Origin of the sequence: Mesorhizobium sp. GbtcB19, assembly GCF_019091085.1 — a bacterium.
Classification (GTDB): Bacteria; Pseudomonadota; Alphaproteobacteria; order Rhizobiales; family Rhizobiaceae; genus Mesorhizobium.
In genome coordinates, this window is the sequence record NZ_JAGXJY010000009.1 from 37,851 (window position 1) to 62,019 (window position 24,169).

The 24,169-nt window shown below is 63.0% G+C and carries 22 protein-coding genes and 1 other RNA gene; 12 read left to right on the plus strand and 11 right to left on the minus strand.

What is annotated here, in order from left to right; genetic code table 11:
- Positions 1–5: 5 nt before the first annotated feature.
- Positions 6–1,016 carry a ligase-associated DNA damage response exonuclease gene (locus KVT37_RS16910; protein WP_217575050.1) on the minus strand — a complete coding sequence of 337 codons (1,011 nt, stop codon included), beginning with the start codon at positions 1,014–1,016 and terminating at the stop codon, positions 6–8.
- Positions 1,017–1,124: 108 nt separating this feature from the next.
- Here KVT37_RS16910 and KVT37_RS16915 point away from each other — a divergent pair, with 108 nt between their 5' ends.
- The 3 genes from KVT37_RS16915 (at position 1,125) to KVT37_RS16925 (ending at position 3,116) form a co-directional block, all read left to right on the plus strand.
- Positions 1,125–2,069: a methyltransferase domain-containing protein gene (locus KVT37_RS16915; RefSeq protein ID WP_217575052.1), complete on the plus strand. Its 945-nt coding sequence runs from the start codon at positions 1,125–1,127 to the stop codon at positions 2,067–2,069.
- Between the two features lie 74 nt (positions 2,070–2,143).
- Positions 2,144–2,518 carry a hypothetical protein gene (locus KVT37_RS16920; protein ID WP_217575054.1) on the plus strand — a complete coding sequence of 125 codons (375 nt, stop codon included), beginning with the start codon at positions 2,144–2,146 and terminating at the stop codon, positions 2,516–2,518.
- A 67-nt stretch (positions 2,519–2,585) separates the two neighbouring features.
- Entirely contained in the window at positions 2,586–3,116 is a 531-nt protein-coding gene (locus KVT37_RS16925; protein ID WP_217575056.1) for an AAA family ATPase, read from the plus strand.
- Here the strand turns inward: KVT37_RS16925 and KVT37_RS16930 are convergent.
- From KVT37_RS16930 to KVT37_RS16960, 7 genes are all read right to left on the minus strand, one after another.
- Positions 3,113–4,054, minus strand: coding sequence for a glyoxylate/hydroxypyruvate reductase A (locus tag KVT37_RS16930; RefSeq protein WP_217575058.1), 942 nt, complete (start codon positions 4,052–4,054; stop codon positions 3,113–3,115). The genes KVT37_RS16925 and KVT37_RS16930 overlap by 4 nt on opposite strands.
- A gap of 91 nt (positions 4,055–4,145) precedes the next feature.
- Positions 4,146–5,774: an ABC transporter ATP-binding protein gene (locus tag KVT37_RS16935; protein WP_217575060.1), complete on the minus strand. Its 1,629-nt coding sequence runs from the start codon at positions 5,772–5,774 to the stop codon at positions 4,146–4,148.
- On the minus strand, positions 5,771–6,910 hold the full coding sequence (locus tag KVT37_RS16940; protein WP_217575062.1) for an ABC transporter permease: 1,140 nt from the start codon (positions 6,908–6,910) through the stop codon (positions 5,771–5,773). The genes KVT37_RS16935 and KVT37_RS16940 overlap by 4 nt, the downstream gene beginning before the upstream one ends.
- Positions 6,910–8,004 carry a microcin C ABC transporter permease YejB gene (locus KVT37_RS16945; protein WP_217575064.1) on the minus strand — a complete coding sequence of 365 codons (1,095 nt, stop codon included), beginning with the start codon at positions 8,002–8,004 and terminating at the stop codon, positions 6,910–6,912. Before KVT37_RS16945 ends, KVT37_RS16940 begins: the two co-directional genes overlap by 1 nt.
- 30 nt (positions 8,005–8,034) lie before the next feature.
- Positions 8,035–9,912 carry an extracellular solute-binding protein gene (locus KVT37_RS16950; protein ID WP_217575066.1) on the minus strand — a complete coding sequence of 626 codons (1,878 nt, stop codon included), beginning with the start codon at positions 9,910–9,912 and terminating at the stop codon, positions 8,035–8,037.
- Positions 9,912–11,792, minus strand: a complete 1,881-nt coding sequence (locus KVT37_RS16955) for an extracellular solute-binding protein (protein ID WP_217575068.1) — start codon at positions 11,790–11,792, stop codon at positions 9,912–9,914. The genes KVT37_RS16950 and KVT37_RS16955 overlap by 1 nt, the downstream gene beginning before the upstream one ends.
- Positions 11,793–11,948: 156 nt before the next feature.
- Positions 11,949–12,611 (minus strand): cytochrome c family protein, encoded by a 663-nt coding sequence (locus KVT37_RS16960; RefSeq protein ID WP_217575070.1) that lies wholly within the window; start codon positions 12,609–12,611, stop codon positions 11,949–11,951.
- Positions 12,612–12,804: 193 nt separating this feature from the next.
- On the opposite strand from KVT37_RS16960, the gene KVT37_RS16965 reads away from it, so the two are divergent.
- Both KVT37_RS16965 and KVT37_RS16970 read left to right on the plus strand, forming a co-directional pair.
- Complete coding sequence (locus tag KVT37_RS16965; protein ID WP_217575072.1) at positions 12,805–13,533, plus strand: 3-deoxy-manno-octulosonate cytidylyltransferase; 729 nt, start codon at positions 12,805–12,807, stop codon at positions 13,531–13,533.
- 8 nt (positions 13,534–13,541) lie between these two features.
- Complete coding sequence (locus KVT37_RS16970) at positions 13,542–14,405, plus strand: prephenate dehydratase (RefSeq protein WP_217575074.1); 864 nt, start codon at positions 13,542–13,544, stop codon at positions 14,403–14,405.
- 249 nt (positions 14,406–14,654) lie between these two features.
- Here the strand turns inward: KVT37_RS16970 and KVT37_RS16975 are convergent, their stop codons facing one another.
- From KVT37_RS16975 to KVT37_RS16985, 3 genes are read right to left on the minus strand one after another with little or no spacing between them, the layout of a single operon-like run.
- On the minus strand, positions 14,655–14,957 hold the full coding sequence (locus KVT37_RS16975) for a Dabb family protein (RefSeq protein ID WP_217575076.1): 303 nt from the start codon (positions 14,955–14,957) through the stop codon (positions 14,655–14,657).
- Positions 14,958–14,967: 10 nt separating this feature from the next.
- Positions 14,968–15,909, minus strand: a complete 942-nt coding sequence (gene nudC / locus KVT37_RS16980; protein WP_217575078.1) for an NAD(+) diphosphatase — start codon at positions 15,907–15,909, stop codon at positions 14,968–14,970.
- A 35-nt stretch (positions 15,910–15,944) separates the two neighbouring features.
- Positions 15,945–16,364 carry an HIT domain-containing protein gene (locus KVT37_RS16985; protein WP_027165934.1) on the minus strand — a complete coding sequence of 140 codons (420 nt, stop codon included), beginning with the start codon at positions 16,362–16,364 and terminating at the stop codon, positions 15,945–15,947.
- 181 nt (positions 16,365–16,545) lie between these two features.
- Between KVT37_RS16985 and ffs the strand changes: the two genes are divergently transcribed.
- The 7 genes from ffs (at position 16,546) to KVT37_RS17020 (ending at position 24,164) form a co-directional block, all read left to right on the plus strand.
- Positions 16,546–16,642, plus strand: an RNA gene (gene ffs / locus KVT37_RS16990) — signal recognition particle sRNA small type.
- 106 nt (positions 16,643–16,748) lie between these two features.
- On the plus strand, positions 16,749–18,560 hold the full coding sequence (locus KVT37_RS16995; protein ID WP_217575080.1) for a DNA polymerase III subunit gamma/tau: 1,812 nt from the start codon (positions 16,749–16,751) through the stop codon (positions 18,558–18,560).
- 22 nt (positions 18,561–18,582) lie between these two features.
- Positions 18,583–18,906: a YbaB/EbfC family nucleoid-associated protein gene (locus KVT37_RS17000; RefSeq protein WP_040993963.1), complete on the plus strand. Its 324-nt coding sequence runs from the start codon at positions 18,583–18,585 to the stop codon at positions 18,904–18,906.
- Between the two features lie 217 nt (positions 18,907–19,123).
- Entirely contained in the window at positions 19,124–20,113 is a 990-nt protein-coding gene (locus KVT37_RS17005) for a cell wall hydrolase (RefSeq protein WP_217575089.1), read from the plus strand.
- Positions 20,114–20,205: 92 nt separating this feature from the next.
- Positions 20,206–20,811: a recombination mediator RecR gene (gene recR / locus KVT37_RS17010; RefSeq protein ID WP_217575091.1), complete on the plus strand. Its 606-nt coding sequence runs from the start codon at positions 20,206–20,208 to the stop codon at positions 20,809–20,811.
- A 184-nt stretch (positions 20,812–20,995) separates the two neighbouring features.
- Positions 20,996–22,267: a lytic murein transglycosylase gene (locus tag KVT37_RS17015; protein ID WP_217575093.1), complete on the plus strand. Its 1,272-nt coding sequence runs from the start codon at positions 20,996–20,998 to the stop codon at positions 22,265–22,267.
- 265 nt (positions 22,268–22,532) lie between these two features.
- Positions 22,533–24,164, plus strand: coding sequence for an ABC transporter substrate-binding protein (locus tag KVT37_RS17020; protein ID WP_217575095.1), 1,632 nt, complete (start codon positions 22,533–22,535; stop codon positions 24,162–24,164).
- Positions 24,165–24,169: the final 5 nt, after the last annotated feature.

Genomic DNA, 24,169 nt, shown 5'->3' on the forward strand with positions numbered 1-24,169 from the left:
TTCCATCAGTCGCCCTCGTCCTCGTACCCCACCAGATGCAGCGGCCGCGCCGCTATGCCCTCCAGCTCGCACCAGCGCACCAGCGCCTCCTCGCGGCCATGCGTGACCCAGATTTCCTCGGCACCGGTTTCCTTGATCGTGACGATCAGCTCATCCCAGTCGGCATGGTCCGAAATGATCAGCGGCAGTTCGACGCCGCCTTGCTTGGCGCGCTGGCGGATGCGCATCCAGCCAGAGGCGAAGCAGGAGATCGGGTCCGGGAAACGCCGCGCCCAGCGGTCGGCGAAGGCCGATGGTGGTCCGACCACGATGGCGCCGGCGAAATCGGCCTTGGCTCCGCTCTCCACCGTCCCCGGCTCCAGCCGGCCGAGATCGATGCCCTGGCTCTGATAATAGTCGCTGAGCTTCGCCAGCGCGCCATGGATATAGATCGGCCTGTCGTAACCGGCATCGCGCAGCAGCCGCATCACGCGCTGCGCCTTGCCGAGCGCATAGGCGCCGATCAGATGCGAGCGTTCGGGAAATTGCGCCGCCGACTTGAGCACGCGCGCGATCTCCTCGTGGTCCGGCGGATGGCGGAACACCGGCAGGCCGAAGGTCGCTTCGGTGATGAAGACGTCGCAGCGGATCGGCTCGAACGGCAGGCAGGTGGCGTCCTTCTGGCGCTTGTAATCGCCGGAGGCGACGATGCGCATGCCCCCATGCTCGACGGCGATCTGCGCCGAGCCCAGCACATGGCCGGCCGGATGGAAGGTGACGGCAATGCCGTTGATGTCGACCGTCTCGCCGAGGGTTGCGGCCTGCGTCGTTCCGGCGAAATCCTCGCCATAGCGCAGCCCCATGATGTCGAGCGTCTCCTGGGTCGCCAACACCGAGCGGTGGCCGGAGCGCGCATGGTCGGAGTGGCCATGCGTGATCAAGGCCCGCTCGACCGGCCGCACCGGGTCGATGAAGAAATCACCTGGCGGGCAATAAAGGCCTTCCGGCCGGGATTTGAGCAGGTCGCTGGCGCGCATCCCTCGAAGATAGTGGTTAAATTCAGCGCGGGAAGCCCGTTGCAAGAGACTGCTGACTCATCTTAAAGCCGCCCGGCCGGCTCATCTCGCCGGCAGGATCCTTCGCGAATGAAACCGCTCCAGGCCTCGTCGGGCGATCTGAATGCCGACCGTCGCGCCGATTTCGCCGAGATGCTGCTCGCCTCGGGCGAGCCCGCGCAGGCGGCGGAGCTTCTGCTCGGCGCGCTGGAGCTCGCGCCGCAATGGGCTGCCGGCTGGTTTCGTCTCGGCGAAATGCAGGAAGCGGCTGGCCTGCCCGACCAGGCCGCGCGGGCCTGGGCCATGGCGCTGGAGCTCGAGCCCGCGGACCGCCTCGGCGCCGCGTTGAAGCTTCAGCTGATCGGCCGCGCTCCGGCTGCCGCGGCGCCACCAAGCGCCTTCGTCGAGACCTTGTTCGATCATTACGCCGACAGTTTCGAGGAATCGCTTGTCGAAAAGCTCGGCTATGGGCTGCCGGATTTCCTTGGCCAGGCCATTTGCAAGGCAAGGCCCGGCCGATTCCGGCTGGCCCTCGACCTCGGCTGCGGCACCGGCCTGATGGGCGAGAGGCTGCGCCCGTTCGTCGACCGGCTGGAGGGCTACGACATTTCGGCAGCCATGCTGAGGAAGGCGAAAGCCAAAGGCATCTACGATCTGCTGGCCAAGGCCGATCTTCAGCATTTCTCCCGCACCGGCGACAGGGCCGACCTCGTGGTCGCGGCAGACGTGTTCATCTATATCGGCGCGCTCGAACGCATCGTCAGCGCGGTGGCGGGCATGCTCGCCGGGGACGGCCTGTTCGCCTTCTCGGTCGAGACGCTTGCCGGCGGCGGTGATTTCGCCCTGCGGCCGTCACGGCGTTATGCGCACACGGAGGCCTATGCGCGGCGCGTGCTTGCCGCCAACGGGCTTGCGGTCCTGTCGCTGGAGAGCATGGTTATCCGGCATGACCGGCGCGATCCCGTCGAGGGCCTTGCCATCGTGGCCAGCTTCCCGGCAACAGCTGCATCGGAGAAGAACCCGGCTACCGCATGAGCCCGTGCTTGCTGCGAAAAAGCCTGAATGGCATGGTCGGGGTGGCGCGGGGCAGACATCACGAGGAGAAATCCATGCGCTGGACCATGGTTGCGTTGGCGTCTTGCCTGACGGTCGCCGGATGTGTCGGCGGCACGTCGATGGCCGAGCGCCAGGACGAGGATGTCCAATCCTCATTGCAATATGACGATGTGCCTTGCGATCAATTGCTGGCGCAGCGCAATCAGCTAGCGCAGCAGAACAGTCTGCCCGTCACCGCCAAGCCGGGCTTCTCCAATCCGGCGATGGGCTTCGGTCCGTTCATGCCCGACACGCGCTCCAAGGCACAGCGCGCCAGCAACAAGGCGAGCGGTGAGATCGACGCCATGAACCGCTCGATCGAGCGCCGCGACTGCGGCAAGCCGAAGAAGAAGGAAAGTTTCGGGCTGCCTGGTTCGAAACCGTCCTGAGAATTCGCTAACCCGCTCTACGATCGGTCGGATCGTTGATCCTTTCCCGTCTCTGAAAGCTCACCGGATGAACCTCGCGGACCTCGGCAACCGTATTTGTATCCTTGGGCCATCCAACAGCGGCAAGTCGACGCTCGCCAATGCGATTGCGCGCAAGCGGGGCCTGGAGCCCGTTCACCTCGATCTGCTGCATCATTTGCCCAATACCGATTGGGAGCCGCGCCCAAAGAGCGAATTCGTCGCCCTGCATGACGCCGCGATCGCCGGCGAGCGCTGGGTGATGGACGGCAATTACTCGGTCTGCATGCCGCAGCGCTTTGCGCGCGCGACGGGTTTGATCCTGCTGGATATCTCCACATCAGCGAGTTTGCTGCGGTACTTTCGGCGAACGCTGTTCGAGGCCAAAAGGCATGGCGCCCTCGAAGGCGGGCGCGACAGCGTCAAATGGGATATGATCCACCACATTGCTGTGGTCACGCCACGAAATCGCCAGCGATACCGAACGATGTTCGAGGAACTCAATCTGCCGAAACTGCGGCTCACCTCCGTGCGAGCAATCAAGCAGTGCTTTCGCGCATGGGGCCTGACCCTGAATTAATATCCGGCCGTGCGGTCGACCAGGTTCTCGAGCTTCTCGCCGCGCTCGAAGGCCGCCATCTGGCGAAGCATAGGCGGCACCAGATGGGCAGGGTCGGACGTCGCTGCCGCATGCGGCGTGACGAACACTTTCGGATGGCTCCACAGCGGGCTGGTCTTCGGCAGCGGCTCGACCTCGAACACGTCGAGGCTGGCCTCCTTCAGCGTCCCGTCCTCCAGCGCGCGCACTATGTCGGCGTCCTTCTGCAGCCGCCCGCGCCCGGCATTGATCAGCACCGCGCCGCCAAGCCCGTTGCGCCGGCGCAATTCCTTGAGCAGCCCGTAATTGACGATGCCTTGGGTTTGCGGCGTCAGCGGCAAAAGCACGACCAGGATGTCGGTGGCGTTGAGGAACGGGATCAGCCCCGCCTCGCCGGAATAGGTCGAAACACCCTTCGTCGGCCGCTCGCTGCGCGACCAGCCGTTGACGGCAAAGCCGAGGGACTTGAGCGCCGAAGCCGCGGCGCGGCCGAGACTGCCAAGCCCCATGATGCCCACGGAAATGTCGCCGGCCACCCGTTGCGGCGGCTCGTGCCAGATCTTCTTCTGTTGCTGGCCCCGATAGAGCATGGCCTGGCGATGATGGTCGAGCACTCGCCAGACGACGTATTCGACCATGTGCTGGGTGAGGTTGTCGGCGACGATCTTGACGATCGGCACATCGGGCAGGCCGGGATCGGCAAAGATGTGGTCGACGCCAGCGCCGATCGAAAAGATGACGCGCAGATTGGGCAGCGACTTGAGAAGGTTGGGTTTCTGCTTCCACACCACCGCATAGGTGATCGACGGATCGTTGGCGCCGTTCGGCTCCAGCACGACCTCGCGCTCGGCCGAGAGCAGCTCATGCCAGCGCTGCGGGTGGATGCCGGTGAGGGCAAGCAGGATTTTGCCTTTTTCCATTCGCGGATTTTTCTTCCCTGTTTTGTCGGTCCCGAAGCAATTCCGGGAAAAGTGTAGCGGCTTTCCGTCGGGAATTGCGCGAAATAGATAACTATTCGCTGACCACGCCGGTCGGCGCCGTCTCGATCTTGAAAGCTGCCGCCATCAGCGCCCGCGTATAGTCGGTTTGCGGGCTGCTGAAAATCTGTTCGGACGGTCCGGCTTCCATGATCTGGCCATTGCGCATGACGATGACGTCATTGGCAAGGGCGCGGACGACCTTGAGGTCATGGCTGATGAAGAGATAGGCGAGATTGTGCTTGGCCTGCAGGTTGCGCAAAAGGTCGACCACCTGCGCCTGCACGCTCATGTCGAGCGCCGAGGTCGGTTCGTCGAGCATGACGAAGCGCGGATTGAGCACCATGGCGCGCGCGATGGCGACGCGCTGGCGCTGGCCGCCTGAAAACTCGTGCGGGTAGCGATGACGCGTTTCGGGATCGAGGCCGACCTCCTTCAGCACGGCGACAACCTTGTCGTCGCGCGCGTCGGGCGAGAGTTTCGGCGCGTGGATTTTCAGCCCTTCCTCGATGATCTCGGAGACCGACAGGCGCGGGCTGAGCGACCCGAACGGATCCTGGAAGACGATCTGCAATTCGCGCCGCAGAGGACGCATGGCGCTGAAGGAGAGCTGGTTGATGTCGCGGCCGTTGAAATTGATCGTCCCGGTCGACGAGATCATCCGGGCGAGCGCCAGGCCGAGCGTCGTCTTGCCCGAGCCGGACTCGCCGACCACGCCCAGCGTCTGGCCGGCCCGCACGGTGACGTCGATGCCGTCGACCGCCTTCACATGGTCGACCGTGGTGCGGAAGAAGCCCTTTTTGATCGGAAACCAGACCTTGATGTCCTTGCCCGTCATGACCGCTTTGGCGCTGAGGTCGGCTTTAGGCGGCTTGCCCTTCGGCTCGGCCGCAAGCAGATGCTTCGTATAGGCGTGCTGCGGGTTGGCGAAGATTTCCCTGGTCGGGCCGCTCTCGACGATCTTGCCCTTGGTCATCACGCAGACGCGGTCGGCGATCCGGCGCACGATGCCGAGATCATGCGTGATGAACAAAAGCGACATGCCCTTGCGGCTTTTCAGCTTGGCGAGCAGCTCGAGGATCTGCGCCTGCACGGTGACGTCGAGCGCGGTGGTCGGCTCGTCGGCGATCAGAAGCTCCGGCTCGTTGGCCAAAGCCATGGCGATCATGACGCGCTGGCGCTGGCCGCCGGAGAGCTGGTGCGGATAGGCGTCGAGGCGTTTCTGCGGATCGCGGATGCCGACTTCGTTGAGCAGTTCCAGCGTGCGCGCGCGAGCGGCTTGATCGCGCAGGCCCTGATGCAGCTGCAGCACCTCGACGATCTGCTGCTCGATCGTGTGCAGCGGATTGAGCGAGGTCATCGGCTCCTGGAAGATCATGGTGATCTTGTTGCCGCGCACGCCGCGCAACGCCTTCTCGTCCATGGCGAGCAGGTCTTTGCCGTGGAACAGGATCTTGCCCGACGGGTGGCTGGCAATCGGGTAAGCGAGCAGCTTTAGCACCGACAGCGCCGAGACCGATTTGCCGGAACCGGATTCCCCGACAAGAGCCAGCGTCTCGCCCTTGGCGATGTCGAAGGAAACGTGATCGACGGCGATCGATTGCTTGCCGTCTTGCGCGAAGGCCACGCTCAAGTCTTGGACGGACAGTAGGGCTTCGCTCATTGAAACGTCTTGCGTGGATCGAAGGCGTCGCGGACGGCCTCGCCGATGAACACCAGCAGCGACAGCATCAGCGAGATCACGATGAAGCCGGAGATACCCAGCCACGGCGCACTGAGATTGCCTTGCGCCTGTTTCATCAACTCGCCCAGCGACGGGTCACCAGGCGGCAGACCGAAGCCGAGATAGTCCAGCGACGTCAGCGTCGAGATCCCGCTGCTGACCAGAAAGGGCAGGAAGGTCAGCGTCGCCACCATCGCGTTGGGCAGAAGGTGGCGGCGCATGATGGTAAGGTTGGGCACGCCAAGCGCCCGCGCCGCGTTGACATATTCGAAATTGCGGGCGCGCAGGAATTCGGCCCGCACCACGCTGACCAGTGAGACCCAGGAAAAGACCAGCATGATGCCGAGCAGAATGAAAAAGCCGGGCGGCAGGATCGCTGAGATAATCAAGAGAAGATAAAGTAGCGGGATTGCCGACCAGATTTCGATAAGGCGTTGAAATATGAGGTCGGTCCAGCCGCCGAAATAACCCTGTACAGCCCCTGCGATGACGCCGATGATCGATGAGCCGGCGGTCAGCAGCAGGCCGAACAGCACTGATATACGGAAGCCGTAGATGAGCCGGGCCAGCACGTCGCGTGCCTGATCGTCCGTGCCGAGCCAGTTCCAGTTACCGACGATGCAGTCGGGATCGGCGGTCTTCTGCGGATACTGGCTGCAGCGTTTTTCCGCGTCATAATCCCAGGACGGCCTTGCCGGAGCGGCTTCGGGTACTGCGTTGTTGACTGTGCGGTAGGAATAGCGGATCGGCGGCCAGATCATCCAGCCATTGGCGTTGATCTCGTCGCGGATGACCGGGTCGCGATAGTCGGTGACGGCGTAGAAGCCGCCGAACTTCTCTTCCGGATAAGCGACCAGGACGGGAAACAGAATCTCGCCCTTGTAGGAAGCGATGATCGGCTTGTCGTTGGCGATCCACTCCGAAAACAGCGACAGGACAAAGAGAATGACGAAGATCCACAGCGACCAGTAGCCGCGCCGGTTGGCTTTGAAATTCTGCACGCGGCGTCGGTTTAGCGGCGACAGCCAGGGTCGCCTTGTCCGCCTGGCTGTATTCTCGGCAACCACTTCGGACATCAGACGTCTCTCCGCTCGAAATCGATGCGCGGATCGACCCAGGTGTATGTCAGGTCGGACAGCAGGCCAATGGCCATGCCAAGCAGCGATGTGATGTAGAGATTGGCGAAGACGACCGGATAATCACGCGTCAGAACAGATTTGAAGCCGAGCAGGCCGAGGCCGTCGAGCGAGAAGATGTTCTCGATCAGCAACGCTCCCGTGAAGAAGGCCGAGATGAAAGCCCCGGGGAAGCCTGCGATGACGATCAGCATCGCGTTACGGAAAACGTGACCGTAGAGTACTTTTCTCTCCGACAGGCCCTTGGCCCGGGCCGTCACAACATACTGCTTGCGGATCTCCTCGAGGAACGAGTTCTTGGTGAGCAGCGTGGATGTGGCGAATGCCGACAGCACCAGCGCCGTCAGCGGCAACGTCATGTGCCAGAAATAGTCGATGATCTTGTTCGGCCAGGACAATTCGGACCAATTGTCGGAGACGATGCCCCGCAGTGGAAACCAGTCCCAATACGAGCCGCCGGCAAACAGCACCATCAGGAGAATGCCGAACAGGAAGCTCGGAATGGCATAGCCGACGATGACGACGCCGCTGGTCCAGACATCGAAGGTCGAACCGTCCTTGACCGCCTTGCGGATGCCGAGCGGGATCGAGATCAGATAGGACAGGATGGTGATCCAGATGCCGAGCGAGATCGACACCGGCATCTTCTCCAGGATCAGCTTGAGCACCGGAATGTCGCGGAAGTAGCTGTCGCCGAAGTCGAGGCGGATATAGTTCCACAACATCATGCCGAACCGCTCGAGCGGCGGCTTGTCGAAGCCGAACTGCTTTTCCAGCTTCTTGATGAATTCAGGGTCCAAACCCTGCGCGCCGCGGTATTTCGAGCTGACATCGCCGGCAGCATCGAAATTGCTGCCCTGGACATCTCCGCCGCCGCTGCCGAGGCGGTCGTTGCCGCCCTGATTGTTGAGGCTGGCGATAATCTGCTCGACCGGCCCGCCCGGCGCAAACTGCACCACGATGAAAGCAAGCGCCATGATGCCGAACAAGGTCGGGATCATCAGGAGGATGCGGCGCAGGATATAGGCACCCATCAGGCCGCCGATCCCGCGCGAACGATCATGTCAGGCTTTGCCAATCTTTGCCGCCTTGCCCTTGTCGACCCACCAGAGCGATTCGACCGGAAAGCCGAAATCGGGTTTCTGCTCGGGAAAGCCGAACATGTCCCAAAAGGCGCTTCGGTGATTCGCCAGGTACCAACTTGGAATCCAATCGCGCCGCGCGCGCAAGACCCGGTCGAGCGCGCGCATGGCGACCGTCAGGCCTTCGCGATCCTTGGCGGCGCCGACGGCGTCGATCAGCGCGTCAATGGCCGGGCTTGCTGTGCCGGGCAGATTTCGCGAGCCGTTGAGAGATGCGCTGCGTGAATGGAAAAACAGTTCGAGGTCGTCGCGGGTTGGCGTCGCGCCGAAACTGAAAGCGGCCGAGAGCAGATCGAATTCGAATGTCGACTGCCGGAGCTGATACTGGGCCGAATCAACCAGCCGGATCGAGGCGTCGATGCCGACTGCCTTCATATTTTCGACCCACGGCCCGTAAATCTGCTCGAAGATCTCGTCGTCGGCGAGGATTTCGGCCGACAGCCGCCCTCCCTTGTCGTTCACGACGAAATCGCCCGTCCTTTTCCAACCGGCATCGCCGAGAAGCTTGACCGCCTTGCCAAGCAACTGGCGGTCCCGCCCGGAACCGTTCGACACCGCCTGGGTCACGGCATCGCCGAACGCCTCGGGCGGGATCTGATCGCGCAGCGGTTCCAGCAGGGCCAATTCCTGCGGCGACGGCGTGCCTTCGGCGCGATAATCCGACTTTTCGAAACAGGACTGCGAGCGCTCGTAGGAGCCGTAGAAGAAATTGCGCCGCGTCCATTCGAAATCGAAGCAGAGCGCGATCGCCTGCCGGACCCGGGGATCGCGGAATTGCTCGCGCCGCTGGTTGACGGCGGTGGCTTGCATGGACGGCACTTTTTCCGCGGGGAATTCGTGCTTCACCACTTTGCCATTCGTGACGGCCGGAAAATCGTACCCGGTCGCCCAGATGCGCGAGACGAACTCTTCCTTGTAGAGGATCTCGCCCTTCTTGAAGGCCTCGAACGATGCGTTGCGGTTCTGGTAGAACTCGATGCGGATACGCCCGAAATTGTTCTGGCCGCGATTGACCGCCAGGTCGTTGCCCCAATAGTCGGCAACCCGCTCATATTCGATCCAGGCGCCGGCCGACCAGCGGCCGACCTTATAGGCGCTGGAGCCGAGCGGCGGGTTTAGCTGCGAGGAATCGAACGGATTGGCGCTGAAGAACGCCTTGGACAGGATCGGGTATTGCACGACGTTGAGGATGGTGCGCGCGGTCTGCTTTCCGGTGAACTTGAGCAGCAGGGTATGCGCATCGAGGGCGACGGCATCGGCGAATTGCGCGAGCGTCAGCGAGTAGTCCGGATGGCCCTTGTCTTTCAGCAGCTTGAAAGTGAAGGCGGCGTCCTCAGCCGTCAGCGGCGAGCCGTCATGAAAACGCGCCTGCGGACGCAGCGCGAAGGTGAAGCTGTTGCGGTCTTGCGAAATCGTCACGCTCTCGGCGATCAACCCGTAGACGGCATCGGGCTCGTCGAGCGACCTTGTCATCAACTGATCGAAGCACATCTCCATGCGCTGCGGAGCGGAGCCTTTGGGGACAAAGGCGTTCAGCGTATCGAAAGTCAGCGGGCTCTGGTTGGTGGTCCAGTTGGGCGGCAGGAAGTTGAAAGTCCCGCCTTGCGGCGCATCGACATTCACATAGTCGAAATGGGCGAAATCCGGCTTGTATTTCAGGTCGCCGAAAGCCGACAGGCCGTGCAGTTTGACGCCGGTCGGCGTCTCGGCGAAAGCCCGACCCGGCAGCAGGGCGGCGGCCGTCGCCGCGGCGCCGAGCGCCAGGAAGTCGCGGCGGGGAAGCATGAGCCGCGGCACCATCAATTGCTGCTCTTGTACTTGGCGGCCAACGCTTTTTCCTTTTCGGTGTCGATCCACCAGGAATCCGTGTCCACGCCCAGATAGCTGGGCTGCTTTTCAGGAATGCCTAATTTGTTCCAGTAAGCGGCCCATACTACCGCGCGGTAGAATTGCGGCACCACATAGTAATTCCACAACAGCACGCGATCGAGCGCATGGGTGGTGGCGACGAGGTCGTCGCGGTCGGTGGCGAAGATGATGCGGTCGACGAGCGCATCGATCACCGGATCCTTGATGCCGGAATAGTTGCGCGATCCCGGTGTGCCGGCTGCCTTCGAGCCCCAGAAATCACGCTGCTCGTTGCCGGGCGATTGCGACTGCTGGAGCTGGCCTGTGATGACGTCATAGTCGAAATTGTTGACGCGGTTGACATATTGGGTCTGGTCGATGATGCGCAGGCTGGCGTCGACGCCGATCTTGCGCAAGTTGGCGATCCAGTTGCCGGTCAGGATCTGATCGATCTCGTTCCAGCCGAGAACCTCGAACCTGAACGGCTCGCCGGTCTTGGCGCTGACCATCTTGCCGCCCTTGATCACCCAGCCTGCCTTGGCGAAGAGGTCGACGGCCTGCTTCAGATATTTCCGTTCAGCCTGCGGCGAGTCGTAGACCGGCAGCTTGAATTCCTGCGTGAAAAGCTCCGGCGGCAGCTTGTCGCGATATTTTTCGAGTATCTCCAGCTCCTTGCCTTGCGGCAGCCCGCTTGAGGCAAGCTCGGTGTTTTGGAAATAACTGGCGGTGCGGGTATTGTAACCGAAAAACAGCGTCCGGTTCATCGTCTCGAAATCGTAGGGAAGGGTAAGTGCTTCGCGCACCAACCGATCCTGGAACAGCGGCCGCCTCTGGTTGAGCATGAAGGCCTGCATCGGCTCGGGCGAGCTGGTCTTGAACTCCTTCTTGATGACGTCGCCCGATTTGATCGCGGGAAAATCGTAGAACGTCGCCCACTTCTTCGAGCTGTTTTCCAGCTTGAGGTCGCTTAGCCCTCCTTTGGTGAAGGCCTGCCAGGTGGCGTTGTCGTCCAGCATGTAGGTGAAGCGCTGCGTGTCGAAATTCTCACGGCCGATCTTCACCGGCAGCTTGGCGCCCCAATAATCCGGCACGCGCTGCCAGACGATTTCCGAGCCCGGCTTGAAGCTGGCGATCTTGTAGGCGGCCGAACCCAGCGGCGGCTCCAGCGTCGGTTTGGTGATGTCGCGCTTCTTGCCGCTGGCGTCGGTTCCTTCCCACCAGTGCTTCGGCAGCACGACGAGGTCGCCGAGGATCTTGGGCAACTCGCGATTGCCTTTCTGGTTGAAATGGAACTCGACCTCGCGGTCGGAGAGCGCCACCGCTTCGGTCACGTTCTCGAAATAGCGGCTGTATTGCGGGCTGTTGGCCTTCAGCACCTGGAACGACCAGATCACGTCGTCGACGGTGATCGGCTGGCCGTCATGCCACTTTGCGCGCGGATCGAGGCGGTAGGTCGCCGAGGAATAGTCGGACGGATATTTGTAGGCATCGGCGACCAGCGGATGGCTGACGCTGCCTTCGTCCGTCGCTTGCTCCATCAACGTGTCATAGAGCAGCCCGCCGCCGAACGGCGCCAGGCCCGCCGCCGGCGACCCTTGCACGACATAGGGATTGAAACTGTCATACGTGCCTTGGAAGACGGCGTTGTATGTCCCGCCCTTGGGTGCGTCCGGATTGACGTAGTCGTAGCGCTGGAAATTGTCGCCGTATTTGGACGGACCGATCAACGAGGAGGTGGTGCGCCACTCATCGGCGAAGCTGGCCTGCAGGCTGGCGGCGAAGGCGAGCGCCAGCGCCGATGCGAAAAGCGTGCGGAAGCGGCCAACCCTCATGCGTTCTCCTCGTCGCGGAATTTACCCACCGCAATCTAGAACATTTGACGCCGGTGGAAACCGCAAGGGCCGGCTTTGTGGCGGTCCATGCAGGTTTCCTAACAGAAAAGCCGGGACGAACCCGGCTTTTCTGAGGATATCTCGATTACAAATTGTTTATTGAGCGGGCGCGGCCGGCTTGGCCGGGGCTGCACCTTCGGCCGGCTTGGCGGCTCCGTCGGCGGGCTTCGCGGCTTCGGCAGGCTTTGCCGAGGCATCGGCGGCGGCGCCCGGCTGCGGCAGCGGCTTCGGATTGTCCGACAGCGTGCGCAGATAGGCGATCACGTTGGCGCGGTCTTCTTCCTTGGGAAGACCGGCAAAGCCCATCGCCGTGCCCTTCACGTCCTTCTTCGGCGAGGTGATGAAGTGGTTGAGGTTTTCATAGGTCCACTTCTCGGTGCCGCCCTTGGAATAGTCCTTCATGCCGGCGGAATAGGCGAAGCCCTCATGCGAGGCGACGGGGCGCTCGACGACATCCCAGAGGTCCGGGCCGACCTTGTTCGGGCCGCCCTTTTCACCGGAATGACAGGCTTGGCACTTCTTGAAGATGGCAGCGCCCGCCTCGACATTGGCGGTGGCGAGCAGGTCGGCGATCGGCTTTTCGGCTGCCGCAGGCGCGGCGGCGCCGCCTTCGGTCGGCTCCTGCGCTTCGATGGCGAAGCCGGGCTTTTCGGGGGCGGGCGAGGCAAACAGGCCGTCGGAGACGAGGCCTATCGAAAAGACGACGAAGCAGGTTCCCAGAAATCCGCCGAGCAGCTTGTTGACTTCGTTGGAATCCATACGCCCCTTGCTCCCTTTTCCGGCGGACCGTCCCGTCCACTCCGTCCGTCGGTATCGCGAACTGCCCCGAAAGGCCAGTCAAATCGGGCGGAAACTAGGTCTTTTGCTCTGGCGTTGCAACACCTATAAGGGCGCTTCCAGTGAGACCTTTTGCCACTTTTCCATCCGCGTTTTTCGACTGCTCCAAAATCCGATGTCAACCCTGATCCTGATCCCCGCCCGCATGGCCTCGACGCGTCTGCCGGGCAAGCCGCTGGCCGATATTGCGGGCGCGCCGATGATCGTCCATGTCGCCCGCCGCGCCGCCGAGGCCGGGCTTGGCCGCGTCGTGGTGGCGACCGACACGCAAGCGGTAGCGGAGGCCGTGCGGGCGCATGGCTTCGAGGCGGTCATGACCCGCACGGACCATGAATCCGGCTCGGACCGCATCTTCGAGGCGCTGACGGCGCTCGATCCCGAGAAGCGGGTGGAAGCCATCGTCAACGTCCAGGGCGACCTGCCGACCATCGATCCCGAGATCATCGGCGCGTCGCTGCGGCCTTTCGAGGACGCCTCGGTCGACATTGCCACGCTCGGCGTCGAGATCGTGCGCGACGAGGAAAAGACCAATCCCAACGTCGTCAAGATCGTTGGCTCGCCGCTGTCGGCGACACGGCTGAAGGCGCTCTATTTCACTCGCGCCACCGCGCCCTGGGGCGAGGGGCCGCTGTACCATCATGTCGGCCTCTATGCCTATCGGCGCGCCGCGCTCGAACGCTTCGTCGCGCTGAGGCCGTCGCCGCTGGAGCGCCGCGAGCGGCTCGAGCAGCTGCGTGCCTTGGAAGCCGGAATGCGCATCGACGCCGAGATCGTCCAATCGCTGCCGCTCGGCGTCGATACGCCGCACGATCTGGAGCGGGCAAGAAAAATCCTTTCAACCTGAGACGTCCCATGACCGCCAAGACCAACCGAATCTCCTTCCAGGGCGAGCCCGGCGCCAACTCCGACACCGCCTGCCGCAACATGTTCCCGTCGATGGAGCCGTTGCCTTGCCCGACCTTCGAGGATGCCTTCAACGCGGTCGAGACCGGCAAGGCCGAGCTCGCCATGATCCCGATCGAGAACACCATCGCCGGCCGCGTCGCCGACATCCATCACCTGTTGCCGGAATCGAAGCTGCACATCGTCGGGGAATATTTCCTGCCGATCCACTTCCAGCTCATGGTGCTGCCGGGGGTGAAGCGCGAAGAGATCAAGACCGTGCACAGCCATATCCATGCGCTGGGACAGTGCCGCAAATACATCCGCAAGAACGGCTGGAAGCCGGTGATCGCCGGCGACACGGCGGGTTCGGCGAAGATGGTCTCCGAGGTCAGGGATCGCACCATGGCTTCGCTGGCGCCGGCTCTGGCCGCCGAGCTCTATGGCCTCGACATCATCGAGAAGAATGTCGAGGACACCGACTCCAACGTCACCCGCTTCGTCGTCTTGACCAAGAACAAGCAATGGGTGGAGCGCCCGGCGCCGGACGCCAAGATGATGACGACCTTCATCTTCCGCGTCCGCAACGTGCCGGCCGCGCTCTACAAGGCCATGGGCGGCTTTGCCACCAACGGCATCAACATGACCAAGCTCGAGAGCTACCAGCTCGGCGCCTTCACCGCGACGCTGTTCTACGCCGACATCGAAGGCCACCCGGACGATCCGCTGGTCAAGCTGGCGCTCGACGAACTGCGCTTCTTCTCACGCGAAATGCGCATCCTCGGCGTCTATCCGGCCAGCGCCTCGCGCGAGCAGTGGAAGGTGGCGGACTAGGCAAATTAATCCGCGAGGTTAGCCGAGACGCTCGCGCTTCGTCATCCACGGGCGAAGCAAGGAGCGAAGCGACGCGCGCAGACCCGAGGATCCATTCCGTTACGCTGAAGCGCCGCCCACGGTGCAGAATTCTGCCCCGTTGCGCCCCTCGATTAGGTCACGGCATGGATTCCAGGGTCTTCGCTTCGCTACGCCCTGGAATGACGACGTCACGAACGTCCGCGCTAATCTCGGATGTCGGCGCCGATTTCAGCCAAACCCCAACGGCACGTAGTCGATCTCCAAGAACTTCTCCACTTCCGGAACCCAGCGGTCGCGCACGAAGGCGACGTGGTCGGGATGCTCGTTGTAGCGCGTATAGGCGGCCTGGTCGGCGAACTCCATCGAGAAGCCGAACTGGTAGTCGTTCTTGGGGCTGACCTGGCGCAGCTGCTCGAAATGCGTAACGCCCTTGATCCCGGTGAGGATCTTCTTCGCATCGTGCAGGAAGCGCTTCGCCTCCAGCGAATGCGGCTCGTGCTTCAGCGTGAACACGACGGTGTGACGGATCATTTCTCGGCTCCTACTCGCTGTCGACCCAGGCGCGGATGAGGTGATGGGCAATCGCCCCTTTCGGCGGTGTAATCAAGCCGTCGGCATGCGTCCTGTCCAGCATCGAACGGACCTCGTCGCGCAAGAACCAGCGGCAGTCCTCCAACTCGTTGAGGTCGGCCTGGATGTCCTCGTTGAGCGGCTCGCCGAAGCAGCCGATCATCAGCGAATAGGGGAACGGCCAGGGTTGGCTGGCGTGATAGACGACGCGGCCGAGCCGTATGCCGGCTTCCTCCAGCGTCTCGCGCCGCACCGCCGCCTCGATCGTCTCGCCCGGTTCGATGAAGCCGGCAAGCGCTGAATACATGCCCGGGGCAAAATGCTTGCCGCGCCCGAGCAGGCATTTTTCGCGCGTCACCGTCAGCATGATCGCCACCGGGTCGGTGCGCGGGAAATGATCGGTGCCGCAGGCAGGGCAGTGGCGCCTGTAGCCTCCGGCCCGCATCTCCGAGCGGTTGCCGCATTTCGAGCAGAAGGCGTGGCTGGCATGCCAGGCCAGCAGTGCGGCTCCTTGCGCCAGCGCGCCGGCCGCCGCCTCGTCGATCAGCCCCTGCATATAGACGGAGCGGTAGTCGATCGCCTTGACCGTCTCGGGCAGTTGTTCCGGCTCGACGCCGGCCGGCACCGCCAGCACCGGCCCGTTGTCGGAAAAGCCGAGCAGCACGCCTTGCCCGAGCGAAGCCTCGAAGGCCTGGCTTTCATCCGCCTCGAACCAGGGGTCGAACTTGCCGTCGTCGAGTTTCAGGTAGAGCCGGCCGGCATGCATCAGCATCAGCCGCGCGGTCCGGTCGGCCAGCGCTTTTTCGACCACATCGTCGGCGCGGTTCTCGGACTGACGGTCGATCCGGTTGCCGGCGAAACCGACGAACTGGCTCGGCTCGCGCAAAGGCGCGTCAAACAGGCGAAAGCTCATGGGAACTCGGAATGTACAGGTGGATACTGGTCGGTTTATAGCGCCGCCTTGATCGTTTCGGCAAACCGCCTGATATCGGAGCGCTGGTAGGGTTCGCGGATGCCGTGTCCCCAGACTGGTCCCGGCCAGCCGGGATCGCCCTCGGAACGGGCGACGACATGGACGTGCAACTGGCGCACGATGTTGCCGAGCGCGCCGGTGTTGATCTTGGTGCAGCCGGTTACCCGCTTCAGCGCCTGCGCCACCATATTGGTCTCGAAGGTCAGCATCGCCTGGTCAAGCGGCGTCATTTCGTGGATTTCTTCCGTGCCCGGCCGCTGCGGCACCAGCACCAGCCAGGGCCAGCGGCGATCGTTCATCAGCCTGAGCTCGCAAAGGCCAAGCCACATGAGCTGCTCGCTGTCCGCCTCCAGTCGGGCGTCCAGCGTGAATCCGGCCTTGAGGCCAGGCAGCATGGGCGTTTCCTTCGTTTTTTGTAGCATTCTTCAAACCAACGAACGCTAGAGCGGCGGCAAGGTGGCTGCAAGCGATTCATTGACCGCTCTTGGCGATTTGAAGGACTTTCCGGTCGCGATGCGGCGGCTGGTTCCAGCTCGGCCCTTGCATTTCATCGCCGAATTGCCGATATGGAGCGCGGGAGGTTGGTGGTGGACGATCCACTCGCCAACCGGGTCAGGTCCGGAAGGAAGCAGCCCTAACGAGCCCGGAACGGGTCATTGTTCCAGCCTCCCGCCTCTTCGCCTTTCTCCCGCGACATTGACGGCGCCAAGCCGTGCGGGCGAGACTATGCGCAGGAATCGGCCGCCTTCCGTCGCGGTCCTGGGAGCTTTTGACGGCGAATGAGCGAAGCCGGAAATTTGGGGACGGAAAGCCTGCAAACGGAGAAGGCTGGTGCCTACCGGGTGCTGGCGCGCAAATATCGCCCCTCGAATTTTTCCGAGCTGATCGGCCAGGAGCCGATGGTCCGCACGCTGACCAATGCGTTCGCCACCGGCCGCATCGCCCAGGCCTGGATGCTGACGGGCGTGCGCGGTGTCGGCAAGACGACGACGGCGCGCATCCTCGCGCGCGCTCTCAACTACAAGACCTCGACCGTCGACCAGCCTTCCGTCGACCTTTCGATCCCCGGCGAGCACTGCCAGGCGATCATGGAAGGCCGCCACGTCGATGTCATTGAGATGGACGCCGCCTCGCACACCGGCATCGACGACATCAGGGACATCATCGACCGCGTGCGCTACGCGCCGGTCTCGGCCCGCTACAAGGTCTACATCATCGACGAAGTGCACATGCTCTCCACCCAGGCCTTCAACGGCCTGCTGAAGACGCTGGAAGAGCCGCCGCCGCACGTCAAGTTCATCTTTGCCACCACCGAGATCCGCAAGGTGCCGATCACGGTCCTGTCGCGCTGCCAGCGCTTCGACCTGCGCCGCATCGATGCCGGCGCGCTGGTCGCGCATCTGTCTTCGATCGCCGCAAAGGAAGGCATAGCGGTTGACGATGATGCGCTGGCGATGATCGCGCGCGCCGCCGAAGGCTCGGCGCGCGATTCGCTTTCCATCCTCGACCAGGCGATCGCCCATGGCAGTGGCGCCGTCAGCGCGGATGCCGTGCGCGCCATGCTGGGCCTGGCCGACCGCGCCCGCATCATCGACCTGTTCGAACATGTCATGAAGGGCGACGTGGCGGCCGCGCTCGCCGAATTCCGCGCGCAATACGACACCGGCGCCGATCCGGCCGCTGTCCTCACCGATCTTGCCGAGTTCAACCACCTCGTCACCCGCCTGCGTTTCGTTCCCGCAGCCGCCGACGACGCTTCGCTCTCCGAGGACGAACGCCGGCGCGGCGCCGAATTCGCGAACGCGCTCTCGGTTCGGGTGCTGTCGCGGACCTGGCAGATGCTGCTCAAGGGCATCCCCGAGGTGCAGTCCTCCAACCGCCCGGTCAGCGCCGGCGAAATGGTCCTGATACGCCTGGCGCATGCCGCCGACCTGCCGACGCTGGACGAGGCGTTGAAATCGCTGGAAGGCGCAGGCCCGGTATCGAATGGCGCGCCGCGCGCCAATGGCGCCCCCGCCGGCAATGGCGGTGGCGCAAGCGCTGTCGCACAGACGCGGATGCCGTCTTCCGCCGGCGGCGCGCAGACCATGCGGCTGGTCGAGGCGCAGCCGGTGCCGGAGGCCTTCGTTCCGGCGCCGGAGCCGGTCACGGAAACGCCTGTCGTTCCGGTCAAATCGCTGGCCGACATTGTTGCGCTTGCCGACGCCAATCGCGACATGGCTTTCAAGGTGCTCTTGAAACGCTGCGTGCGGCCGGTCCGCATCGAGCCCGGCCGTCTCGACGTCACCCTGACCGACGACGCGCCGAAGATGCTGCTCAACGAGCTGACCGCCAAGCTGCGCGCCTGGACCGGTCGCAACTGGCTGGTGTCGCTGTCGAAGGAAGAGGGCGGCCAGACATTGGCCGAAATGGAGACGACGAAGCGCGAGAATGCCTTCTCCGACGCCAAGGCCGATCCGACGGTCGCCGCCATCCTTGCCCGGTTCCCCGGCGCCAAGATCATCGACGTGCGCATTCCGGACGTGCCGGAGGTGGAAGAGGCCGAGGCCGAAGTGCCGGTTGAGCCCGCGGCCGACGACGACGAAATCTGAAACAATCTTAGAGGACCACCCGATGAAAGATCTTCTCGGCCTGATGGGTAAGGCGAAGGAAATGCAGGCCAAGTTCCAGGCCATGCAGGATGAGATCGCGACGCTCGAAGCCACCGGCCAGGCCGGCGGCGGCCTGGTCAGCATCACGCTCACCGGCAAGTTCGAGATGAAGGCGCTGAAGATCGATCCCTCGCTTATCAAGGCCGACGAGGCTGAGATCCTCGAGGACCTCATCCTGGCCGCCCACAATGACGCCAAAAATAAGGTCGAGCAGGTGATGCAGGAGAAGACCAAGGCGTTGACGGCGGGCCTGCCGATTCCGCCTGGAATGAAATTGCCGTTCTGAGCCGGCCTCCGCCAGTTAATTGATTATGAACGGAAATCGAGCGCCTGGGCCGTTGTTAACCATTTTGCCGGCGTTGCTCACGGGCTCATTTCGCGGCTTTCATAAAGTTTTACCCAAGTCCAGAAGTTGCTAACCCTCTAGCCATCTTTTTGCCCGAAAGAGTCTCATTCTTGCCACATCTCGGGGCGGGCTGGCATCTGGACATGAGGCTTTTTTGGTGATCGCGACGCGATGGAAGACGCCGCTGCTGCTTATCGGCATCGCCGCTTCCCCCTTGCTCCTGGCCGGCTGCAGCCAGACCACTTCCTCCTCCCATAGCATGTCGGTGGCGAGCCTGACCGACGCTATCACGCCGAGCTTCCTCAGCACGCGCTCCTACAAATATTCGATGAAGGACAAGGAATGCCTGCAAAGGGCGATGTTCTTCGAATCCAACCGGTCGAGTCGCGACGGCATGATCGCCGTCGGCACGGTCGTCATGAACCGGCTGCGCTCGGGCCAGCACGGCAACACCATCTGCGAGGTGGTCGGCGAGCCGGGCCAGTTCGCTCCGGGCGTGCTGACGCGGCCGATGAATTCGCGGGCCCTGCCCGATGTCGAAGCGGCGGCGGATGCCGTGCTCAAGGGCGAGCGCAAGGCCAAGCTCAAGAACACGATGTATTTCCACACCGCTGGCCTGCGTTTCCCTTACAAGAACATGCACTACACGATGGTCGCCGGCGGCAACGCCTTTTATGAGAAGCGCGGCCGCAACTGGCAGCCGCTGCCGGACGAGCCGATGGTCGCCATGGCCTCCGACAAACAGCAGAAGATCGACCCGACCGCTCCGGTGCTGATGGCCTCCGCCGAGCCGGTGGTCAAGACGATCGTACGGTCCGACCCGTCCAAGCAGGTCGCGACGGACGCGGCCGAGCCGACGCTTCCGGCCAAGGCGATCGTTCCGGCCGAGCAGACCTATGTGACGGCTGCCGCGGCGCCATCGCAGAAGTCCGGTCGCCTCGCCCAGAAGCAGACGGTTGTGGCGATGCAGGAGCCGATGGCCGAACCGGACGCCTCGCGTTTCGGCGGCACGATCAAGGGCCGCTACATCACCTCGGTGCCCAATGCTACGCAGGAAGCGTCGATGGGCTTCCAGTCGACGCCTGAGAACACCGACGCCATCGGCGCGATGATCGTCAGCCAGGACCGGCCGCTCGAAACCAACTGAACACGGTTGCATGCAACGGCACAGGGCCCGTCTTGGCAGCATGGCGGGCCTTGTCCGTTGCTGGCTGTTCTGAAAAATCCTAGATCAGGGCGATGTCGAAGAGAATCGCCGGACCGGAAATCGAACGCTTGATCCAGCTTCTGGCCAAAGTGCCGGGGCTCGGGCCACGTTCGGCGCGGCGCGCGGCACTCCATCTCATCAAGAAGAAGGAGCAACTGCTGGAGCCTTTGGCCGCCGCCATGGGCGAGGCGGTCGACAAGGTGCGTATCTGCTCGACCTGCGGCAATGTCGACACCTCCGACCCTTGCATGATCTGCACCGATCCGCGCCGTGATGCCGGCACGTTGATCGTCGTCGAGGACGTCTCCGACCTCTGGGCGCTGGAACGGGCCGCGGCCATGAACACGCGCTATCACGTGCTCGGCGGCACGCTGTCGCCGCTCGACGGCATCGGCCCGGACCAGCTCAACATCCGCACTTTGGTCGACCGCATCGCCGGCGGCGAGGTGAAGGAGGTGATCCTTGCCGTCAACGCGACCGTCGAGGGGCAGACCACGGCGCACTACCTGACGGATCAGTTGTCGGGCTTCGAGGTCAAGGTGACGCGGCTGGCGCATGGCGTGCCTGTCGGCGGCGAGCTCGACTATCTCGACGAGGGGACGCTGGCCGCGGCGCTGCGATCGCGGACGGCGTTTTGAGGGGAAGAAGTCGGTGACAGGCGGATTTCCTCAAACGATTGCACCCCGTCACACCCCCCTCTGCCCTGCCGGGCATCTCCCCCGCAAGGGGGGAGATTGGCAGTTTCGCCCCCGGCGCTCTTTCTGCAACGTTGGCCGTTGGCGAAAGCTTGCGCGACATCTGATCTCCGCCCTTGCGGGGGAGATGTCCGGCAGGACAGAGGGGGGTGCGAAGGAACGCGGCCTTTCCAGCGTCGCATTTCTGTTGTTCGCACTGCTCGGTATCTTCTTCATCACCCCCACCCACGCAGCCCCCATCGACGACCAATTCCAGACCTGGCTGCAAACCGATCTCTGGCCGGAAGCCAAATCCAAAGGCATCTCGAAGAAAACCTTCGACGCCGCCTTCACCGGCGTGAAGCCGAACCTGAAGCTGCCCGACCTCGTCCTGCCCGGCGAGACGCCGACGACGCCACAGAAGCAGCATCAGGCTGAATTCGGCCCGCCCGCCAATTATTTCGCCGAAAAAATCATCCGCGCCGTCACCACAGGCGGCCGGACGCGTGAGAGCGCCAACGCAAGGGTGCTCGGATTGATCGAAAAGCGCTACGGCGTGCCGGGAGAGATCGTGCTGGCGATCTGGGGCCGCGAGACCGGTTTCGGCGCCGCCAAGATGCCTTATGACGCTTTCGAAGTGCTGGGCACCAAGGCCTTCATGTCGACGAAGAAGGATTTCTTCCGCACCGAGGTTCTGGCGGCGCTGGAAATCGTCGAGCGCGGGCTCGCCCCGGTCAACGCCATGAAGTCGTCCTGGGCTGGCGCGCTCGGCCAGCCGCAATTCATGCCGACATCGTTCCTCAAGCATGCCGTCGCTTTCGACGGCAACGGCAGGCCAGACATCTGGAATTCGACGCCCGACGTGCTCGCCTCGATCGCCAATTACTTCGTCCATTATGGCTGGGTGAAGGGGCGCGGCTGGGGCGTCGAGGTGACCGTGCCGGCAAACGTTTCGTGCTCGCTCGAAGGTCCCGATCAAGGCAAGAAGATATCGGACTGGGTGGCGATGGGCATCAGGCGCGCCGACAACAAGGCATTCCAGGCGAGCGAATTGAAAGCCGAAAGCTCTCTGCTCATGCCGGCCGGACGCAGCGGCCCGGCGTTTCTGGTCACGCCGAACTTCTATGTGATCAAGCAATACAACAACAGCGACCTCTACGGCCTGTTCATCGGTCATGCCGCCGATCGCATCGCCAAGGGCGACGCCACCTTTATCGGCAGTTGGGGCGCGGTCGGCGACCTGCACCGGTCCGACATTGCCGCGCTGCAGCGAGCGCTGGAGGCCAAAGGCTATGATGTTGGCAGCGCCGACGGCCTTCCCGGCTTCAAGACCCGCCGCTCGATCGGTGTGTGGCAGGCGAAGAACGGCAAGCCCGCGACCTGTTTTCCCGATGCAGGCTTGGTCGCCCAACTGAAATGACGGCTGCTTCATGGCCGCGGACCCTGGCAAATTTTTCCGGATCGACTGCTCCATTTAGCCGGCGCATGGGTCGACGGATCGCCGCCCGTTAGGTCCGATATGCCGTCTCGCAAAATGCATGTTGCGGAGCGGGCACCGTCGAATAGGGAGTTGACCAACTGGACAAAAACCACGACGGTACGTGGTCCAAGCCGCTGCCGGCTTCGCAAAGAATAATGAAGCCCTGAGCCGGGAACTCAGGTCAACAAAACAGGGAACGATCACCATGATGCTGGAAAAGTTTGCCGTCCGTAGCTTGCTTGCGGGTGTGGCGATGACTGCGCTTCTCGCAACGCCTGCCTTCGCGGTCACGCCCGCCGATACGCTGGTCGAAGGCTTCGCCATCGACGATATTATTTCGATGGATCCCGGCGAGGCGTTCGAGTTGTCGACGGCCGAAGTCACCGGCAACACCTATGATCTCCTGGTCCGCCTCGACCTCAGCGACACCTCCAAGGTCAAGCCGGACCTCGCCGCAAGCTGGACCGTGTCCGACGACGGCCTGACCTACACCTTCAAGCTCAAGCCCGGCATGAAGTTCGCATCGGGCAATCCGATCACCGCGGCCGACGTCGCCTATTCCTTCGAACGCGCCATCAAGCTCGACAAGAGCCCGGCCTTCATCATCAACCAGTTCGGCATCAGCGGCGACAACGTCACCGAAAAGGCCAAGGCTGTTGACGACACCACCTTCCAGTTCGTCGTCGACAAGGCCTATGCGCCAAGCTTCGTGCTCAACTGCCTGTCGGCCACCGTCGCCTCCGTCGTCGACGCCAAGCTGGTCAAGGAGCATGTCGCGGCCGTCACGCCCAGCGCCGATTACAAATGGGACAACGATTTCGGCAACGCTTGGCTGAAGACCGGCTATGCCGGCTCCGGCCAGTACAAGCTGCGCGAATGGCGCGCCAACGAAGCCGTCGTGCTGGAGCGCAACGACAATTACAATGGCGAGAAGGCCAAGCTCGCCCGCGTCATCTACCGCAACATGAAGGAAAGCTCGGCGCAGCGCCTGGCGCTCGAAGCCGGCGACATCGACGTCGCCCGCAACCTCGAGCCGAACGACCTCGACGCCATCGCCAAGAACGCCGACCTCACCACGACAAGCGCCCCGAAGGGTACTGTCTATTACATCAGCCTGAACCAGAAGAACGCCAACCTCGCCAAGCCGGAGGTGCGCCAGGCGTTCAAATATCTGGTCGACTACGACGCGCTGAGCACCACCATCCTGAAGGGCATCGGCGAGATCCACCAGTCCTTCCTGCCCAAGGGCGACCTTGGCGCCATCGACGACAACCCGTTCAAGCTCGACGTCGCCAAGGCCAAGGAACTACTCGCCAAGGCCGGCCTCCCTGACGGTTTCAAGGTGACCATGGATGTGCGTGTCGGCCAGCCGACCACGGGCATGGCGGAATCGATCCAGCAGACGCTCGGCCAGGCGGGCATCAAGCTGGAGATCATTCCGGGTGACGGTAAGCAGACGCTGACCAAGTACCGCGCCCGCAACCATGACATCTATATCGGCAACTGGGGCCAGGACTATTTCGATCCGAACTCGAACGCCCAGACTTTCGCCTCCAACCCGGACAATTCCGACGGCGCCAAGATCAAGACGCTGGCCTGGCGCAACGCCTGGGACATCCCGGACCTGACCAAGACGACCGAGGCAGCGCTGCTGGAAAAGGATTCGGGCAAGCGCGCCGACATGTACAAGGATCTGCAGAAGAAGATCCTCGACACCAGCCCCTTTGTCATCATCCATCAGCAGCTGGAAGTGGCGGGCCTGCGCAAGAACCTCAAGAGCTTCGCGCTCGGCCCGAGCTTCGACACCAATTTCGTCGGTCCGGTCTCGAAGGAATAGCGTCC

Bases quoted from the DNA above. Each gene is read 5' to 3' on its own strand.
- KVT37_RS16940 (WP_217575062.1), bottom strand. From the start codon at position 6,910: ATGTCCGAAGTGGTTGCCGAGAATACAGCCAGGCGGACAAGGCGACCC.
- KVT37_RS17020 (WP_217575095.1), top strand. From the start codon at position 22,533: ATGATGCTGGAAAAGTTTGCCGTCCGTAGCTTGCTTGCGGGTGTGGCG.
- KVT37_RS16995 (WP_217575080.1), top strand. From the start codon at position 16,749: ATGAGCGAAGCCGGAAATTTGGGGACGGAAAGCCTGCAAACGGAGAAG.
- KVT37_RS16915 (WP_217575052.1), top strand. From the start codon at position 1,125: ATGAAACCGCTCCAGGCCTCGTCGGGCGATCTGAATGCCGACCGTCGC.
- KVT37_RS16955 (WP_217575068.1), bottom strand. From the start codon at position 11,792: ATGAGGGTTGGCCGCTTCCGCACGCTTTTCGCATCGGCGCTGGCGCTC.
- KVT37_RS16965 (WP_217575072.1), top strand. From the start codon at position 12,805: ATGTCAACCCTGATCCTGATCCCCGCCCGCATGGCCTCGACGCGTCTG.
- KVT37_RS17015 (WP_217575093.1), top strand. From the start codon at position 20,996: ATGTCCGGCAGGACAGAGGGGGGTGCGAAGGAACGCGGCCTTTCCAGC.
- nudC (WP_217575078.1), bottom strand. From the start codon at position 15,909: ATGAGCTTTCGCCTGTTTGACGCGCCTTTGCGCGAGCCGAGCCAGTTC.
- KVT37_RS16910 (WP_217575050.1), bottom strand. From the start codon at position 1,016: ATGCGCGCCAGCGACCTGCTCAAATCCCGGCCGGAAGGCCTTTATTGC.
- KVT37_RS16920 (WP_217575054.1), top strand. From the start codon at position 2,144: ATGCGCTGGACCATGGTTGCGTTGGCGTCTTGCCTGACGGTCGCCGGA.
- KVT37_RS16945 (WP_217575064.1), bottom strand. From the start codon at position 8,004: ATGGGTGCCTATATCCTGCGCCGCATCCTCCTGATGATCCCGACCTTG.
- KVT37_RS16975 (WP_217575076.1), bottom strand. From the start codon at position 14,957: ATGATCCGTCACACCGTCGTGTTCACGCTGAAGCACGAGCCGCATTCG.
- recR (WP_217575091.1), top strand. From the start codon at position 20,206: ATGTCGAAGAGAATCGCCGGACCGGAAATCGAACGCTTGATCCAGCTT.
- KVT37_RS16960 (WP_217575070.1), bottom strand. From the start codon at position 12,611: ATGGATTCCAACGAAGTCAACAAGCTGCTCGGCGGATTTCTGGGAACC.
- KVT37_RS16970 (WP_217575074.1), top strand. From the start codon at position 13,542: ATGACCGCCAAGACCAACCGAATCTCCTTCCAGGGCGAGCCCGGCGCC.
- KVT37_RS16925 (WP_217575056.1), top strand. From the start codon at position 2,586: ATGAACCTCGCGGACCTCGGCAACCGTATTTGTATCCTTGGGCCATCC.
- KVT37_RS16930 (WP_217575058.1), bottom strand. From the start codon at position 4,054: ATGGAAAAAGGCAAAATCCTGCTTGCCCTCACCGGCATCCACCCGCAG.
- KVT37_RS17000 (WP_040993963.1), top strand. From the start codon at position 18,583: ATGAAAGATCTTCTCGGCCTGATGGGTAAGGCGAAGGAAATGCAGGCC.
- KVT37_RS16935 (WP_217575060.1), bottom strand. From the start codon at position 5,774: ATGAGCGAAGCCCTACTGTCCGTCCAAGACTTGAGCGTGGCCTTCGCG.
- KVT37_RS16985 (WP_027165934.1), bottom strand. From the start codon at position 16,364: ATGCTGCCTGGCCTCAAGGCCGGATTCACGCTGGACGCCCGACTGGAG.
- KVT37_RS16950 (WP_217575066.1), bottom strand. From the start codon at position 9,912: ATGGTGCCGCGGCTCATGCTTCCCCGCCGCGACTTCCTGGCGCTCGGC.